Origin of the sequence: Bradyrhizobium elkanii USDA 76 (assembly GCF_023278185.1) — a bacterium.
In the GTDB taxonomy this organism is placed as follows: domain Bacteria; phylum Pseudomonadota; class Alphaproteobacteria; order Rhizobiales; family Xanthobacteraceae; genus Bradyrhizobium; species Bradyrhizobium elkanii.
The window spans coordinates 255,603-272,353 of record NZ_CP066356.1 but is presented as its reverse complement, the minus strand read 5'-3'; the positions used below and the strand labels follow the sequence as shown (position 1 = coordinate 272,353).

Annotated in this window: 16 protein-coding genes; 4 read left to right on the top strand and 12 right to left on the bottom strand. The window is 65.2% G+C overall.

The genetic code is table 11. The features are described from left to right. Position 1: 1 nt before the first annotated feature. The 4 genes from JEY66_RS01290 to bioB all read right to left on the bottom strand — a co-directional run bounded on the left by JEY66_RS01290 (position 2) and on the right by bioB (position 4,105). Positions 2-1,264, bottom strand: coding sequence for an adenosylmethionine--8-amino-7-oxononanoate transaminase (locus JEY66_RS01290; RefSeq protein WP_016843593.1), 1,263 nt, complete (start codon positions 1,262-1,264; stop codon positions 2-4). Next, positions 1,261-1,893 carry a dethiobiotin synthase gene (gene bioD / locus JEY66_RS01285; protein ID WP_018269232.1) on the bottom strand — a complete coding sequence of 211 codons (633 nt, stop codon included), beginning with the start codon at positions 1,891-1,893 and terminating at the stop codon, positions 1,261-1,263. The genes JEY66_RS01290 and bioD overlap by 4 nt, the downstream gene beginning before the upstream one ends. Then, the gene (locus JEY66_RS01280; protein ID WP_018269233.1) at positions 1,890-3,044 is read right to left on the bottom strand and encodes an 8-amino-7-oxononanoate synthase; all 1,155 of its coding nucleotides are present in this window, start codon (positions 3,042-3,044) and stop codon (positions 1,890-1,892) included. The genes bioD and JEY66_RS01280 overlap by 4 nt, the downstream gene beginning before the upstream one ends. A gap of 65 nt (positions 3,045-3,109) precedes the next feature. Further along, complete coding sequence (gene bioB, locus JEY66_RS01275) at positions 3,110-4,105, bottom strand: biotin synthase BioB (RefSeq protein ID WP_016843597.1); 996 nt, start codon at positions 4,103-4,105, stop codon at positions 3,110-3,112. A 124-nt stretch (positions 4,106-4,229) separates the two neighbouring features. Here bioB and JEY66_RS01270 point away from each other — a divergent pair, with 124 nt between their 5' ends. Next, on the top strand, positions 4,230-4,868 hold the full coding sequence (locus JEY66_RS01270) for a GntR family transcriptional regulator (RefSeq protein ID WP_016843598.1): 639 nt from the start codon (positions 4,230-4,232) through the stop codon (positions 4,866-4,868). A gap of 227 nt (positions 4,869-5,095) precedes the next feature. On the opposite strand, the gene greA is transcribed toward JEY66_RS01270, so the two are convergent. The 4 genes from greA to JEY66_RS01250 all read right to left on the bottom strand — a co-directional run bounded on the left by greA (position 5,096) and on the right by JEY66_RS01250 (position 11,525). Continuing rightward, on the bottom strand, positions 5,096-5,578 hold the full coding sequence (gene greA / locus JEY66_RS01265) for a transcription elongation factor GreA (RefSeq protein ID WP_016843599.1): 483 nt from the start codon (positions 5,576-5,578) through the stop codon (positions 5,096-5,098). A gap of 74 nt (positions 5,579-5,652) precedes the next feature. Next, the gene (locus JEY66_RS01260) at positions 5,653-8,799 is read right to left on the bottom strand and encodes an efflux RND transporter permease subunit (RefSeq protein ID WP_016843600.1); all 3,147 of its coding nucleotides are present in this window, start codon (positions 8,797-8,799) and stop codon (positions 5,653-5,655) included. Further along, complete coding sequence (locus JEY66_RS01255; protein ID WP_240536777.1) at positions 8,796-10,031, bottom strand: efflux RND transporter periplasmic adaptor subunit; 1,236 nt, start codon at positions 10,029-10,031, stop codon at positions 8,796-8,798. Before JEY66_RS01255 ends, JEY66_RS01260 begins: the two co-directional genes overlap by 4 nt. Positions 10,032-10,388: 357 nt before the next feature. Then, a complete protein-coding gene (locus JEY66_RS01250; RefSeq protein ID WP_125459359.1) occupies positions 10,389-11,525 on the bottom strand; it encodes a hypothetical protein in 1,137 nt (378 codons plus the stop codon). Between the two features lie 638 nt (positions 11,526-12,163). Between JEY66_RS01250 and JEY66_RS01245 the strand changes: the two genes are divergently transcribed. From JEY66_RS01245 to JEY66_RS01235, 3 genes are all read left to right on the top strand, one after another. Further along, a complete protein-coding gene (locus JEY66_RS01245) occupies positions 12,164-13,276 on the top strand; it encodes a helix-turn-helix transcriptional regulator (RefSeq protein ID WP_018269235.1) in 1,113 nt (370 codons plus the stop codon). Positions 13,277-13,431: 155 nt separating this feature from the next. Next, positions 13,432-13,737: a hypothetical protein gene (locus JEY66_RS01240; RefSeq protein ID WP_018269236.1), complete on the top strand. Its 306-nt coding sequence runs from the start codon at positions 13,432-13,434 to the stop codon at positions 13,735-13,737. Positions 13,738-13,740: 3 nt separating this feature from the next. After that, positions 13,741-14,253 carry a DUF1697 domain-containing protein gene (locus JEY66_RS01235; protein ID WP_016843605.1) on the top strand — a complete coding sequence of 171 codons (513 nt, stop codon included), beginning with the start codon at positions 13,741-13,743 and terminating at the stop codon, positions 14,251-14,253. Between the two features lie 155 nt (positions 14,254-14,408). Here JEY66_RS01235 and JEY66_RS01230 read toward each other — a convergent pair whose 3' ends face one another. From JEY66_RS01230 to JEY66_RS01215, 4 genes are all read right to left on the bottom strand, one after another. After that, the gene (locus tag JEY66_RS01230) at positions 14,409-15,632 is read right to left on the bottom strand and encodes a threonine ammonia-lyase (protein ID WP_016843606.1); all 1,224 of its coding nucleotides are present in this window, start codon (positions 15,630-15,632) and stop codon (positions 14,409-14,411) included. Between the two features lie 35 nt (positions 15,633-15,667). Next, positions 15,668-15,904 (bottom strand): hypothetical protein, encoded by a 237-nt coding sequence (locus tag JEY66_RS01225; protein ID WP_125459389.1) that lies wholly within the window; start codon positions 15,902-15,904, stop codon positions 15,668-15,670. A gap of 161 nt (positions 15,905-16,065) precedes the next feature. Continuing rightward, the gene (locus JEY66_RS01220; protein WP_168388490.1) at positions 16,066-16,221 is read right to left on the bottom strand and encodes a response regulator; all 156 of its coding nucleotides are present in this window, start codon (positions 16,219-16,221) and stop codon (positions 16,066-16,068) included. Positions 16,222-16,275: 54 nt separating this feature from the next. Continuing rightward, complete coding sequence (locus JEY66_RS01215) at positions 16,276-16,686, bottom strand: aminoacyl-tRNA deacylase (RefSeq protein ID WP_240536776.1); 411 nt, start codon at positions 16,684-16,686, stop codon at positions 16,276-16,278. Positions 16,687-16,751: the final 65 nt, after the last annotated feature.

The window sequence follows — 16,751 nt, the reverse complement described above, 5'->3', positions numbered from 1 at the left end:
GTCAAGCCAGTTCGTCGGCCGCACACCTGATCCCGTCATAGATCTCCTCAAGATCCGCCTCCGTGACGCAGTAGGGCGGCATGACGTAGATCGTGTTGCCGAGCGGCCGCAGCAGCAGATTGCGGCGTTCGAAGAAGGCCTGAAGCTTTGGGCCGATGCCGGCGAGATAGCCCGCATCGACTGCCTTCAGATCAAGCGCGGTGATGGTTCCGGTGCGACGGACGTTCTCAAAGCGCGCGTCGGCGCGGAACGGTGCGATCAGGCCCTCCTGCATCGCGGCGACTGAGGCTGTGCGTGCGCCCGCGCCGTGTTGCCAGAGCTCGAGGTTTGCTTTTGCGGCGGCGCAGGCGATCGGATTCGCCGTGTAGGAACTGGAATGGAAGAAGGTGCGCGAGCGATCGCTGGAATAATGCGCGTCGTAGATCTCGGCCCGGCAGAGCGTCACCGCGAGCGGCAGCGAACCACCGGTGAGACCCTTCGAATAGCAGGCGATATCCGGCGCGATGTCGGCCTGCTCGCACGCGAACAATGTGCCGGTGCGGCCCCAGCCGGTCATGACCTCGTCGGCGATGAAGAGCACGTTTGAGGCTGCGCAGACGCGTTTCATTTCCTTCAGCACCCAGGGCGGATACATCAGCATCCCGCCCGCGCCCAGGATCAGCGGTTCGACAATGAACGCTGCCGCGGATTCCGTCCTGCACGCAGCTTCGAGCGTGTCGAGCGTCGCCTGTTCACGGCCGGGCGCCGGAAACGGGATAGACGCGACGTCGAACAACAGCGGCTCGTAAGCCTTGTTGAAGACGCCGCGCGCGCCCACCGACATCGTCCCGACCGTGTCGCCGTGGTAGGAATGCTCCATCACGATGATCTGCGTGCGCGTCGCGCCGATATTGTGCCAGTAGCCGAGCGCCATCTTCAGCGCCACCTCGACGCCGGTCGAGCCAGAGTCGGAGAAGAACACGTAATCCAGCCCATCGGGCGCAAGCTTCAACAGTTGCCCGGCAACCTGTTCGGCCGGATCGTGGGTATGGCCCGCGAAGATGATCTGGTTGAGCTGCTCCGCCTGGTCCTGGATCGCGCGCACGATGTGCGGATGGCAATGGCCGTGGGTCACGACCCACCAGGATGCGATCGCATCGATGATGCGGCGATCGTCCGCGGTGTAGAGATAGGCGCCCTCCCCGCGCACGATCCTCGTCATCTCGCCGTGCAGCGCATGCTGGGTGAACGGGTGCCAGATCGGCGACTTCCGCGCGGATGTCATGGATTGAAATCTTCTCGCCGGAACGACGCCTTGAACGCTGCCTGCAGCGTGTCTGCGGCAAGCGGAGCAAGCCGGGGCAACCGACCCAACCGGCGCACCTGCCCGATCTCGCAGATCGCGCGCTCGCTCTCGGGATTGCTGTCGCCGATGAATGCGATCCCGAGCATGTCGATCCCGCGCTTGCGCAGCGCCTCGACCGACAACAGCGAGTGATTGATGGTGCCGAGCGCGGTGCGGGCGCAGAGCACGACCGGAAGCTGCCATCGCGCGAAGACGTCGATATAGAGCGTGCTGCCGTCGAGCGGCACCATCAGCCCGCCGGCGCCCTCGATCACCAGCGGCCGGTCCCCGCCATCGGGCACGTCGAGCGCGGCAGGATCGATGCGCACGCCGTCGCGTGCGGCGGACTGATGCGGCGACGCCGGCGTTCGCAGCCGATAACGCTCCGGCACGATGCGATCGGCCGGGAGCCCGCCAAGACGTGCGACCAGTTGGGCATCGGTTTCCTCCTCGATGCCGGCCTGAACCGGCTTCCAGTAACGCGCGCCGAGGAAACCGGCGAGGCCCGCGGAGAACACCGTCTTGCCGATCCCGGTATCGGTGCCGGTCACCACGATCCGGCTCGTCATTGCGACCAGCCTTTCGTCTCCTCGACCAGCGCATCGAGCAACGCGCGCACGTCGTCCTCGCCGACATTGAGGGTCAGCGCAATCCGCAACCGCGCGGTGCCCGCCGGCACGGTCGGCGGCCTGATGCCTCTGATATCGAAGCCGCGCGCCTGCAGCGCAGATGCCAGCTGCATGGCGCGCGCATTGTCGCCGACGATATAGGGCACGATCTGCGAGCGCGACGGGCTGCGCCAACCGCGCCGGTCGAGCTCGCGGTGCGTGAACGCGACCAGTTTTGCCAGGCGCTGCTGATGCTCGGGCTCCTGTTGCAAGATCAGCAGTGCCTCACGCACGGCGACCGCCACAAGCGGCGACGGCGCGGTGGCGAAGATGAACGGGCGGCAGCGATTGACCATGAAGTCGCGCAGCACCGTCGAGGCCGTGACCAGCGCGCCGGCGGCGCCCAGCGCCTTGCCGCAGGTGTGAACGATCACGAGGTTCTCGCGCCCTTCATAGGTCGCCGTCAGCCCGCGCCCCTGCTCGCCATAGACGCCGGTGCCGTGCGCCTCGTCCACCATCAGGAACGCGTCGTGCCGGTCGGCGATGGCGACGAGGTCATCGAGCGGCGCGACGTCGCCATCCATGCTGTAGACGCTTTCGGCCACGATCCAGACCCGGCCCGTGCCGCCCTCGGCGCGCCAGCCGCGAATGGTGTCTTCGACCGACCCGGGATCATTGTGCGCGCTGAGCCGGAATTCGGCCCGGCCGGCCCGCGCGCCTTCATGGATGCTGGCGTGCACGAGAGAATCGAGCACCAAGAGGTCGCCACGCTGCGGCAGCGTGGTCAGCACGGCGAAATTGGCGACGTAGCCGCCGCCGAAGAACAGCGCCGTCTCGGCTCTAAAGAACGCGGCGGCTTCGGCCTCCAGCCGTTCGTGCTCCTCGCAATTGCCGCGCAGCAGCCGCGACCCGCCGGCGCCGATCGGTGTGCCGGCCTCGAGCGCGGCCGCGACCGCCCGCTTGATGCGCGGCGCGCTCGCGAGCGCCAGATAGTCGTTCGAGACGAAATCGATGCCCGCGCGCGGCCTGAGACCGCGCAGCCGATCGTCCTTGCTCAGGGCGTGCAAGGCCGCGGCGTAATCAGCGACCTTGGCCGCATGGATTGCGCTCATGCTTCTCTCTCAGATTTGTGGTTGGTCGCGCGGCGAAACCCGCCACGCGCGTGCCGGAGGCGCGCTCAGGCGAGGGCGGAGTTGATGCCGAGCCGGTCCAGCAGATTGGCGTCGCGATCGCGCTGCGGGTTCTTGGTGGTCAGCAGCACATCGCCGATGAAGATCGAATTCGCGCCGGCGAGGAAGCACATCGCCTGCAGCTCGTCGGTCATGTATTGCCGTCCGGCCGACAGCCGCACCACGCTCTTCGGCATCATGATCCGCGCGGTGGCGACCAGACGCACCAGCGCGATCGGATCGGGCCGTTCCGCGCTATCGTTGACCGGCACGCCCTTGACCTCGTTCCACAAATTGATCGGCACGCTCTCCGGATGGCTGGGGAGATTGGCAAGCAGCATCAGCATGCCGAGCCGGTCATCGACCTGTTCACCCATGCCGATAATGCCGCCGCAGCAGACCTTGATGCCGGCGTCGCGCACATGCGCGAGCGTATCGATGCGGTCCTGCAGGGTGCGGGTGGTGATGATCTTGTCGTAGAACTCGGGCGAGGTGTCGACGTTGTGGTTGTAGAAGTCGAGCCCGGCGTCGGAGAGACGCTCGGCCTGCTTTGGCGTCAGCATGCCGAGCGTGACGCAGGTTTCCATGCCGAGGCCCTTCACCGCGCTGACCATGTCGCAGACCTGATCGAGATCGCGGTCCTTCGGGCTGCGCCAGGCCGCGGCCATGCAGAAGCGGGTGGCGCCGGCGTCCTTGGCGCGCTGCGCGACCGCGACCACTTCGTCCCGCGGCATCAGGCGGGTGGCCTTCAGGCCGGTGTCGTAATGCGCACTTTGCGAGCAGTAGCCGCAGTCTTCCGGGCAGCCGCCGGTCTTGATGCTGAGCAGGCTCGCGGTTTCGACGTGGTTCGGATTGAAGTTGGCGCGATGAATGCCTTGCGCCTGAAACATCAGGTCCGCGAACGGCAGGTTATAGAGTGCTTCAGCCTCGGCACGCTCCCAGGTCTTGCGGGGCGCTGCGTTGGTGCGGCTGTCGGTCCGTTCGATCTCCACGACATCAACCATAGGGCTTGCCTTCTCGTTTGCTATGGATCATAGATAATCTTGTATATTATCTATGATCTTTGGACTTAGAACGATGCTAGCCGAGCCCGAACGAACGCGCACCCGTTTTTATGATAGATAATCTATGACGACCGAAGGTGAGAACACGACCACCGCGGGGCGCATCGCCGAGGCGATCGGCGATCGCATCATCAGCGGCGAATTGCTGCCGGACGCCCCGCTGCGGCAGGACCATGTCGCGCGTGAATTCCATTCGAGCCACGTGCCGGTGCGCGAGGCCTTCAGGCAATTGGAGGCGCAGCACCTCGTCGTTGCGGTGCCCCGTCGCGGGGTGCGGGTCGCGCCGCTCGACACCAGGTCGGTAAAGGAGATCGCCGAGATGCGCGCCGCGCTCGAAGTGGTCGCGTTGCGCAATGCCGCCCCCAGGCTCACGTCGGCGCATCTGGCACGGATCGAACTCGCCATGATCGAAGGCGACAATGCCGAGACGGTGCAGGATTTCGAGATGGCCAATCGCGCCTTTCATCACGCGCTGGTGGCGCCGTGCGCGATGCCGCGACTGCTTGCCAGCCTCGACGGCCTGCAGCTTGCGAATTCGCGACTGGTGTTCGCGATGGCGCGCAACGCCGGCTGGCGGCCGCGGCCGAGCCAGGATCATCGCGTGATCCTGCAGGCGCTGCGCGCACGCAACATCGAACAGGCCTGCAGCCTGCTGGCGCGGCATATTCAAACCATCGAGCGGCTCGCCCTGCCGGCGGCGTGATCACTTTGCTCCGAATCGAGCGGCGGACTCCGGTTCACCTCGCCCCGCGTGCGGGGAGAGGTCGGAACGCATCGGCAGATGCGTTCCGGGCGAGGGGGAGTCTCCGCGAGAGCATCTGTCTCCGTGTGTGCGGAGGCAGCCCCTCACCCCAACCCTCTCCCCGTAAGTACGGGGCGAGGGGGGCGCACCGCCCTTGCGACCGCCATTCAATCTAATCCCATCACTCTCTAAGCGATCGCGACGATCTCCAGTTCCTGATCGCCGGCGCCTGCGAGGTCGCCCACGGCCTTGCCCATCAGCGACCTCGCCACCGGCGAGACAAAGGAAATCGAGCCTGCCTTTGGATCGGCTTCGTCCTCGCCGACAATGCGATAGGTCTGCACCCGCCCATCGGCGCGGCTGAACGTCACCGTGCTGCCGAAGGCAACGGTTTCGGTGGAAGCAGGGTCGGGCACGACCTGCGCGGTGCGGAGCCGCTCCGTGAGATAGCGCACGTCGCGCAACGGAACCGCCGACTGCCGCCGCCGTTCGTTGACGTCGTCCAGCTGTTGGGCGGCCTCAAAGGCCTCGCGCGCCGCCTGGAACTCATGCTCCAGCGCCTTGCGTCCTGCTTCGGTCACCAGGTTGGGATGCGGCGAAATGGGACGATCCGGCAACAGCGTTTCAGACGCGGTCTCGGCACTTTCTTCCTTGGTGAACGCAACGCTCAATCCAGAACTCCATCGATCAGGCAGGCAGTATAGCCCCGCCTCACGCGCCCCGCTAATGCGCGATGGGATTAAGCTCAATGCGACGCCGGCTGTTCCGCCTTGCCCCGACGACCGAACCGGTTCTTGGCAGCCTCGCGCCAGCCCTGGAAGGTGACAAAGAGCATCGGCACCAGGAAGATGCCGACCGAGCTTGCGGCGAGCATGCCGCCGAACACTGCGGTGCCGACCGCGCGGCGGCTGATTTCCGCAGCGCCGGTCGCGACCACCAACGGCACCAGGCCGAGGATGAAGGCGATCGAGGTCATCATGACCGCGCGGAAGCGCATTTGCGCGCCCATCGTCGCGGCTTCCGCGATCGGCCTGCCGGCCTCGCGCTGCTCCTTGGCGAATTCCACGATCAGGATGCCGTTCTTGGCGGCGAGCGCGATCAGCACCACGAGGCCGATCTGGCCGTAGAGATCGAGGTTCAGGCCCGCGAGCTTGATCGCAAGATAGGAACCGAACACGCCGACCGTGACCGACAGCAGCACGGGAATCGGGATTGTCCAGCTCTCATACAGCGCAACCAGGAACAGATAGGCGAACAGCACCGCGAGCCCGAGGATGATGCCGGTCTGGCCGGAGGCGGCCTGCTCCTGATAGGCGGTGCCGGTCCATTCATAGGAATAGCCCGAAGGCAGCGTCGACTTGGAGAGGTCGGCCATCGTCGCGATTGCGGTGCCCGAGGACACGCCTGGCGCCGGGCTGCCGTTCACGGTGACCGAACGATAATTGTTGTAGCGCGTGATCACCTGCGGGCCGGTCACGATCCGCAAGGACGCGATCGAGCGGATCGGCACCATCTCGCCGCCGCTGTTGCGCACATAGATCTGCCAGATGTCGGGAATGTCGCGGCGGTCGGCCGCGTCGCCCTGGACATTGACCTGCCAGGTGCGACCGAAAAGGTTGAAGTTGTTGACGTAGATGCCGCCGAGCGTGGCCTGCAGCGCGGTGAAGACGTCGGCCATATTGAGGCCGAGCGCCTGCGCCTTGGCGCGATCGATATCGAGATAGACCGACGGGTTGGTCGCGGTGAAGGTCGAGAACACGCGGGCCAGATTCGGATTGCGGTTCGCCGCGCCGATCAGCCCGCCCATCACGCTGCTGAGCGAAGCCGGATCCTGCCCTTCCAGCGCCTCAAGCTGATATTCGAAGCCGCCGGAGGTCGAAAGCCCGATGATCGGCGGCAGGTTGAACGGCAGCACCGAGGCCTGACGGATCTGCGATCCCCCGACGAAGGTCTGCCCGATCGCCGCCTGCACCGAGTCGGTGACGGCCTTGCGGTCGGCGAACGCCTTCATGCGCGCCACCATGAATGCCGAATTCGGCTCGCTGGCACCGTCGAGCAGCGAGAAACCGATGATCGACAGCACATGGTCGATCGCCGGATTCTTCTTCAAGAGCGTCTCGACCTGCTTGGTGACCTCGCTGGTGCGTGCCACCGACGCGCCGTCGGGCAATTGCACCGCGATGAAGAAGGCGCCCTGATCCTCCTCGGGCAGGAAGCCGGTCGGCGTGATCTTCGACACGCCGAACACCGCGCCGGCAAACACCAGCACCGCGACCAGCGACAGCACCGCCACACGAACCAGCCGTTGCACCACGCCGGCGTAGCGGTCGCGGACCCAGTCGATGCTGCCGAGCACCCGTCCCATGATGCCGCGGCGCGGCCCGCCATGGCGCAGGAACACGGCGCACAGTGCCGGCGACAAGGTCAGCGCATTCAGCGCCGAGATCACCATCGCGGCGCTGATCGTCACCGCGAACTGGCGGAACAGCGTGCCGGAAATGCCCGGGATGAACGCGATCGGCACGAACACCGAGAGCAGCACCAGCGAGATCGCGATGATCGGCGCCGTGATCTGCGCCATCGCCTTCTTGGTGGCGTCGGCTGGCGACAGCTCCGGCTCCTCCTCCATGACGCGCTCGACGTTCTCGACCACGACGATGGCGTCGTCGACCACGATGCCGATCGCAAGCACCATCGCCAGCAGCGAGACCGTATTGGCCGAATAGCCGAGCGCCAGCAGCACCGCGAAGGCGCCGATCAGGCTGACCGGAACCGCGACCGCCGGGATCACCGTGGCGCGCAGATTGCCGAGGAACAGGAATACCACGATCACGACGAGCACGAAGGCCTCGCCGAGCGTCTTCATCACTTCCTTGATCGTGTCGGACACGAAGGTGGTGGAGTCGTACTGCACGAGGTAGGTCAGCCCCGGCGGAAACCGCTCCGACAGCCGCGCAAGCGTGGCCTGCACCGCCTTGGCCGTGGTCACGGCATTGGCGCCGGGCGCAAGATAAATGCCCATCGGCACGCCGGGATTGCCGTCGATCCGCGACTCCGAATCCATGTTCTGCGCGCCGATCTCGACGCGGGCGACGTCCCTGATCCGCAGCACCGATCCATCCGGATTGGCCCGCAGCACGATGTCGCCGAACTGCTTGGATGTCGTCAGGCGGCCCTGGGTCTGCACGTTGAACTGGAACTGCTGATCGTTGCTGATCGGACGGGCGCCGATGCGGCCGACCGGCGCCTGCACGCTTTGCGCCCGGATCGCGGCGATCACGTCCGACGGCGCCAGATTGAGGCTGGTCAGACGCTGGGTGTCGAACCAGATCCGCATCGAGTAGTTCAGCTTCGCGAACAGCGAGGCCTGTCCGACGCCCGGCGTGCGCGAGATCGCATCCAGCACGTTGATGATGGCGTAGTTGGTGATGAACAGCGGGTCCTGCTCGCCGCTCTTGCTGTACAGCACGATGAATTGCAGCACCGCCGAGGATTTCTTCTGCACGGTCAGGCCCTGCGCCTGCACCTCGGTCGGCAACTGCGCGAGCGCGCTCTGCACGCGGTTGTTGACGTTGACGGTGTTGATATCAGGATCGGTGCCGAGCGCGAAGGAGACCGTCAGCGTGTAGCTGCCGTCATTGCCGCTGGTCGACTTCATGTAGAGCATCTTGTCGACGCCCACGACCTGCGCTTCCAGCGGCTGGGCGACGCTCGATTCCACCACTTCAGCCGATGCGCCGGGGAATACGGCGGAGACCGTGACCTGCGGCGGCACGATGTCCGGAAACTGGGCGACCGGAATCTGCATCAGCGCCAGCGCGCCCGCGATCGTGATCACGAACGCGATGACGATCGCAAGCCGCGGACGATCGACGAAGACAGCGGAAATCATGGGTTATTGCCCGTCGATTTCGGCGTGCTGCTGGCGCCGCCGTCCGCCGAAACCTTCATGCTCGACTGGATCAGCGCGCTAACAGGCCCCGGCGCCACCACCTCGCCCGGCTTGACCTTCTGCAATCCCTCGACGACCACCTTGTCGCCGAGCGAGATGCCGCTCGTCACCGCCGCGATCGTTGCGGTCGATTGCCCAAGCTGGATCCGCCTTTGCTCGGCCTTGTTGTCCGCGCCGACGATATAGACATATTCGCCCTGCTGGTCCGACAGCACCGCCGAACGCGGGATCGCGAGCACCTCGACCGGCTGCACGCCTTCCAGCAGCACGGTCACGAACTCATTGTCGGTGAGTTCGCGGAGCGAGCCGCCGGCCGCGACGGAGGTATATGTCGGCGGATTGGGGATGGTGCCGCGCAGCGAGATGGTATCGGTGTTCTGCGCGATCGTGTTGTTGACGAAATTCAGCTCGCCGGTCTTGTCGAAGAGCCGGCCGTCCGGCAACCGCAGGCGGATGACGACGGCCTTGAAGCCGCCGCGCGTCGCATAACGGTCGCGCAGATCGAGCGCCTCGCGCACCGGCACGGGAAAGGTGACGTACATCGGGTCCTGGCTGACGATGGTCGTCAGGATTCCCGAGCTCGGCGTCACGACGTTGCCCTCGGTAACCGCGGTGCGTCCGATCCTGCCGTCGATCGGCGAGTGGATCATGGTGTAGTCGAGATTGATCTGGGAGAGGTCGACCTGCGCCTGCGCGGCCTGCACCTGCGCCTCGAGGCTTTGCTGGTTGGCGACCGCCGCATCAACATTGGATTGCTGGCCGGCCGGGCCGCCCATCAGGGCCTTGGCGCGATCGGTGGTCAGCTTGGCGTTGACCAGCGTCGCCTGCAACTGGGCGACCTGCGCCTTCTTCGATGCAAGGTCAGCCTCGAACGGGCCGCGCTCGAGTTGATACAGGAGATCGCCGGCCTTGACCTCGGCACCCTCGACGAAGTTCCGCTTGTCCAGGAAGGCCGTGACGCGCGCCACCACGTTGACGCGGTTGGGGGCCTCGATGCGCCCAAGAAATTCATTGGTTTCGGTGACCGGCCGCTTCACCGCCTCGAACACGCCCACGGCAGGAGGCCCAGGCGGCCCCGCCTGGGCATGAGCTGCCGATACTCCTGCCGCCACCAACCCCGCCGATACGAGAACCCCTGCCAAGCCACCGAGCACGCGTTCCGTACCACTCATGCAGTCCAACCCTTCGGCTACCAACAGACGCTACGAGACGGATATGACGTCGAGTTCCCTCAGACCCGAAGGTCAGGATGGGCAGGTGCATTGCAGCAGATCATAACGCGGCCAATCCGACAATCCTGTAACCTGATCGACCTTGTTCCAGCGATCTCGGCTGAAGACAGTTTACAGTTTTAAGAAACGTCGCGGCGCTGCAATCGCACCGCGATTGCGACCGCCGTCCAGCGCGGGGCATGCCGCGGACACCGAAAACTCCCAGCAATGTGATGCAGGTGAGCGCTACCTCGGTATGGTCGAGGTCAGCTCTGCGCGAGGTCGACGACGGATCGGACGCGGCCGCGGACCATGCGTTCACAGCGCGACGGCGTTCTTCAGGCGAGCGGTGTCTTGATAGGCTGGCGACGCCAGATGTTCGGATAGCCATGGTCGCGCGCGCTTGCCGCTGACCTCGTGCACACCGTCGAAGACGTCCATGTCGATCAAATGTGGATGGCCTGACGATGCGTAGATCGACTGCATTTGCGAAAACTTCTCGTCGCGCCCAAGTTCCACGGCGTTTGCATCGTCACGGCTCCCGATCTCGACGAACAGCGGGCACGGGCAGAGCAGGTACGCCAGCTCCGCGCCGGTGTACTTGGCGCGGCCGCTGCTGAAATGAATGTAGGCCGCAAGTTCGATGCCGAGATTCTTGCTGATCACGGGCGAGGTCAGAAACCTCTTCTCGTCGCGCATATATCCGGACACGACAGTGGGCCGCATCCGCCCCGTCGCGGCTTCCAGATGGAGCGCGAGAAAGGCGCCCCAGGACACGCCGTACACGCCGACATTCAGCCCTGACGCGCCGGTGAGCTTGCGGCAGACGATTTCACCAGCGTCGAGCGATGCGCACGACACGTTGTGAGCGGAGACGCCGTGGGATGCCAGCATCGCGGCGATGTTGTTCTGGCTCTCCTGATTTCCGATCTGGACAATGTAAGGACACCAGACGACATAACCGTCCCGACATAGCCGTTGGCCGAGCGCGTTCATGTAGTCCTTGTCGGCATCGTCGAAGCAGCGCTCCGGCGTGCTCGCCATGCCGTGGCCGAGCAGGATCAATCCCTTGAATTCTCCGTCGGGAATTCCAAGACATCCGCGCACCGGCACGCCGCATTCCAGATCGAACTCGACCTTCACGACCGAGAATCCATCTGCGGGCGCGCGCCAGTGAACCCGGATCTCGTCGTGCGACGGCCGATAAAGCCGCCGCGCCCGGAACAAAGATCGCATCTCTCCGCGAATCTCCGAACCGGTTGCGACCGCATGCAGCCTGCCGCTTGCCGCGATATCGAACAACGACCGGCAGAACTGATCGTAGCCAAGGGTCGGCAAGTCGACATTCGCGCATGATCCCTGGCAATGGTCCAGCGCCAGCCGGTCGTTGCCGGCCCGCGACGAGGGGCCGACCAGCGTCATCAACAATCCGGAAAGAGCCCTGCGGCTGATCATCAGCTCTCCCCGAGCCGACGATTGGCTCGCATGAATGTCAGAGGTGGCTGCTCAAGGCGCGATGAGATCAGGTTTGAATCGTCATCACGCTTTGGACCGCCCCTTCGGCATGATCTTCTTCGGAAAACCGCTTCGCACTTCTCCGGATCATGCCCTAGCTGGCGCTACGGATTGCGCGGATACAAATTAAAGGATGTTCATGCGCGAACGATCGCGTGCAGCGTTGCAAATGGGTGACGCCGGCTGGTCTGGCGCAGCGCCTCTCAGGTTTCGGGATGCTTCGGAATATTTCCGCCTGTCACGGAGCTTCGATTTCGCCACACGCGGCGATGATCGTCGGGCCCTGATTATCGCGTCTCTATCAAGCCTTGGGCTTGACCCGCCGACCTGGCATCGGCCTTCGAATTCGTCGTCCGGGCGCCGGCGGCCGCGCGCCGGTTCGCAGCCGACCGAGCGAGGCCCCACGCGCCCGCACGAAAATCGCGAAGAAGAGCGGCGAAAACGTCGTAATTCTCCCTGATGCGCGTGAACGCGCACCGGAATAACCCGGACTCGTGGCTCGGGCTGAATTGCTTTACGCAATATTTCCGGGGTCGCCGGGTTTATCTATTGGGCAACAACGGTTTTTGGGATGACCGATGGCGAACGACCTGCACGAGCATCTGATTGAACTGGCCTATGAGGCCGCGGTCGTCCCCGAATTGTGGCCGACTGTCCTGCATCAGGTCGGTGCCATCGCGCGTGCGCGCGGTATCGTGCTGCTGACGGCGGCCCCGCACGACGTCCGCTGGGTCGCGTCCCCCGACATGCATGACGACACGGTGGCCTATGTCGAAGGCGGCTGGCACGAGCGCAACGGGCGATTGCCGCGCCTGCTCGCGGCCAACCATGCCGGCTTCCTGCGCGACATCGATGTGTTCGATACGCCCGAGGAGGTGCAGCAGGATTTCCAGATCCGCGAATTCTTCCGCCCGCGCGGGCTCGGATGGGGCGCCGGTACTGCGATCCCGGTGCCGAGCGGCGATGTGCTGATCTACAGCGTCGAGCGCGAATACCAGCACGGGCCGATCGAGCGGGAAGCAATCGAGCAACTCGACGCGCTGCGGCCGCATCTGGCGCGCGCCGCGCTGCTGTCGGCGCGGCTCGGGATGGAGCGCGCCAGGGCGGCCACCGAATCGCTGGCGATGCTCGGCCTGCCCGCGGCAGTGCTGCGGCGCGGCGGCCGCCTGATGGCGGCCAACACGCTGTTCGACCGCCTGGTGCCCGACGTGATGCAGGATCGCGCCGAGCGCCTGACGCTGGCGGCGACCACTGCCGACACGCTGTTCGCCCAGGCGCTGGCCGCGCTTGATCAGGGACTGATCGGCGTGGAGGTGCGCTCGGTGCCAATCGCGGCGCAGGAGGACCGGCCGCCGCTGATCGTGCATCTGGTCCCGATCCATGGCGCGGCGCGTGACCTGTTCGACCGCGCGGCGGCGATCGTGATCGTGACGCCGGTGGTACCGGCCGAGGTGCCGACCGCGGAAGTGCTGCAGGGCCTGTTCGACCTGACGCCGGCGGAGGCGCGCGTTGCGCGCGGCATTGGCGAAGGACGCACCGTCGAGGCCATCGCCGGCGCATTCGGCATCTCCCGCGAAACGGTGCGCAACCAGCTCAAGGCGGTGCTGGCCAAGACCGGACTGGGCCGGCAGGTGGAGCTGGCCGGACTGCTCGCCGGCGCGAAGGTGCCGCCGGGGTCGTCAGGAGACTAGCGCACGCGGCGCGATCCTCGATACAGGGTCGATCCGATCCTCAGGGACCTCGTAAAAGGATCGCATGTTCAAACGGCACCGGTTACGCTAGGGGTAGCTCCCCTCCCTCCGTGCGCCCACCCCGGCGCACGTCCCAGTCCAATGAGTGCATCTGAATGGCCGAAGCCGACCTCGACGCCGTCATCCGGCAAACCGCAAAAGCGCAGACCAAGGCCGTGATGGCGGCTGCCAGGAAACGTCAGGCCGTCTGGGTCGCGCGCGCGGGCAAGGCCAAGGACAAGGAGGCCAAGGCGCGCTTCCGCTTCCTGGCCAAGAGCACGATGCTGAACGCAAGCGCGACCGCCAAGCGGTTGCAGAATTCGGCCGAGAACGCCGCCGACGCCTATGCCCGCGCCATGAAGAAGGCGATGGAAGAGCCGCCGCCGGCCAGGAAGCCCGCGAAGAAGAAAGCCGACGGCTAGTCGATGCCGCGTTACGTCGCCCTGCTGCGCGCGGTCAATGTCGGCGGTACCGGCAAGCTGCCGATGACCGAGTTGAAGGCGATGTGCATCGACGAGGGATTTGCCGACGCGCAGACCTATATCGCCAGCGGCAATGTCGTGTTCTCCTCGAAGCTCGGCGCGGCCAAGGTCAAGGCCGCGCTGGAGCGGCGGCTGCAGGCCTATGCCGGCAAGCCGGTCGGCGTCGTCGTCCGCAGCGCGGACGAGATCGCCGCAGTGCTGAAGGCCAATCCGTTTCCTAAGGCGCCGCCGAACTCTACTGTCGCGATCTTCCTCGACGAGCCGCCGCCGAAGGACGCCTTGAAGGACATCAAGGGCCAGCAGGACGAACAGGTGCGGCTCGGCAAGCGCGAGATCTATGTCGCCTATGGCAGCGGCATGGGCCGCTCGAAGCTGAGGATCCCCGCCGCCGCCACGGGCACCGCGCGCAACATCAACACCATCGCGAAGCTCGCCGAGCTGGCGGCCAAGGACTAGACAGTCAGTCCGGCGAATCTATGAACCATCATCCTGAGGAGCGCGCCCTTGCGCGCGTCTCGAAGGATCGACGGCCCGGCTGGTGGCCGATTCATCCTTCGAGACGGCCGCGTTGCGGCCTCCTCAGGATGACGGATCAGGTGCGGATCACGCTGCTAAGTTTCCCGCACCGCGAATCCTTCAGCGCCGAGTCTTGCCAGCACCTCTTCCAGATGCGCGCGGTCGCGGGTTTCGATCACGAGCTCGAGCAGCGTCGCCTTCGCCGGAAGATCGGAGAAGGTGCGCTGATGCGAGACCTCGATGATATTGGCGCCGGCATCGGCAAGCAGGATCGACACCGCCGCGAGCTGTCCGGGCCGGTCGACGATGTCGAGCGCCAGTTGCGTCAGCCGCCCCTCGCGCGCGAGCTCGCGGGTCAGGACCGAGGCGATCAGCCTGGTGTCGATATTGCCGCCGGTCAGCACCAGGCCGACATTGTGGCCGGCAAAACGCGCCGGTGCCGCGAGCACGGCGGCGAGGCCGGCGGCGCCGGCGCCTTCGACCACCGTCTTCTCGATCGAGATCAGGGTCGCGACCGCGCGCTCGATCTGGTCCTCGCTGACCAGGATGATGTCGTCGACGAGCTGGCGGACGATTTTCGTGGTGATCTGCCCGGGCGCCTTGACCGCAATGCCCTCGGCGAGCGTGTCGCCGCGCATCGGCAGCTGCTCGCCTTTGACCGCATTGTACATTGACGGATAGAGCTGGGCCTGCACGCCGACGACCTGGATCGACGGCTTCAGCGCCTTCGCGGCGGTGGCAATGCCGGAGATCAGCCCGCCGCCGCCGATCGGCACCACCAGGATATCGAGCTCCGGCACCGCCGCGAGCATTTCAAGTCCGATCGTACCCTGGCCGGCGATGATCAGCGGATCGTCATAGGGATGGATCAGGATCAGGCCCTTCTGCGCGGCATGCGAGCCGACGAACGCGAAGCATTCTTCCAGCGTCTGCCCGGTGATGATGACCTCGGCGCCGTGCCGCCTGGTGTTCTCGATCTTCACCATCGGCGTGCCGATCGGCATCACGATGGTGGCGGGGATGCCGAGCCGCTTGGCGTGATAGGCCACGCCCTGGGCGTGATTGCCGGCAGACATCGCGATCACGCCGCGCTTGCGTTCCTCGGGCGACAGCGCCTGCAGGCGATTCAGCGCGCCGCGCTCCTTGAAGGTCGCGGTGAATTGCAGGTTCTCGAATTTGAGGAACAGGCGGCAGCCGCAGATCTCGCCCAGCGTGCGGCTCTCGTTGCAGGCCGTGACCATGACCGCATCCCGGATCACATCCGCGGCACGGCGTATGTCGGCAAGGGTGATGGCGGCGGTATGGGCAGGCTGCGGCATCGGGTTTCGCTTTGGTCCGTTTCGTCAGACGGAACCTAGCGGGTTTCGGCGCCGAAAACGACCGCGCAGAGCATGATCCGGAACAGTGCGAAGCGGTTTTCCGGAAAGATCATGCCTAAACAACGAGCTAGAGCGCGATGACGATTCAACCTGATCTCATCGCGCTTCAGCGTACGGTCAACACCCGTTCCTCCGGCCTCGTCGGCCCGGCCAGCTGACCCCTCATCGCATTTCGGGCATATCAGCGCGGTGCGGAAATGCTTGTCGAGCACAATGGTTCGCGTCCGGCCGCACTGGCAGCGCATCGGCTTGTCCGTGGAAAACCGGCCCGGGTTCGAGATGCAAGGAAAGCGTGCGCCTAGCTACCTCGGTCCGGTTAACCCAATATGACTTGAAGCGGAAAAGAAGTGTCGCGCGACCTTTTGAGCATGCCTCAGAAGAAGCCCGCGCTGAGATCGAGGCCGTAGCTTGCCCTGAGCGCCGCGACGAACAGGACCGCGGAGGCAAACAGCAGGACATGCCGGGCGATGCTGCTCCGAAGCGAATTGGCCGGAAACGCGCGTGCGATCGATTGAGCCAAAGCAGTCATCTGCGACCTCCGGAGCCACGTCCCGAAGGTAGGTCGCGTGCCGCGCAGTGAGGTTCAATGCGGCTCGCGGATCGGTCGGCGGCGCGCCAATGTGCTCTGTTCGGGATCACGCTGTGGCCGCACCCGGCTTTTGAAGCGGTGACCGACCACGATCAGCTTGCCCTCGGCGCGGATCGCGGTCTCGGCCGCTGGCGCGGACGGCAGATTGTCCTGCGTGACCGCTTCCAGTGCACGCAGGAACTCGCGACCGGCCGATGTGACCTCCCAGCCTTCGACGTCACGCACCACATAGCGATTGCTAAAGATGTCGAGTTCGGGGACCCGCGACGCCAGACGTTTGATCCGCGCATGCCAATCGTCGCCGCTCGATGAGAGGATTGCGAGATCGTGCTTGAGTGAATCGAGTGTGGCTTTGCCGCCGACGTGACTGACCAATATTTTTAAGATCGCAACCTGTATGCTCAACTCGACGCCTCGACCGCCACGGTTCTTTTTGTTCTGCGCAGCCGACCTGGAAATTATCGCGCTGA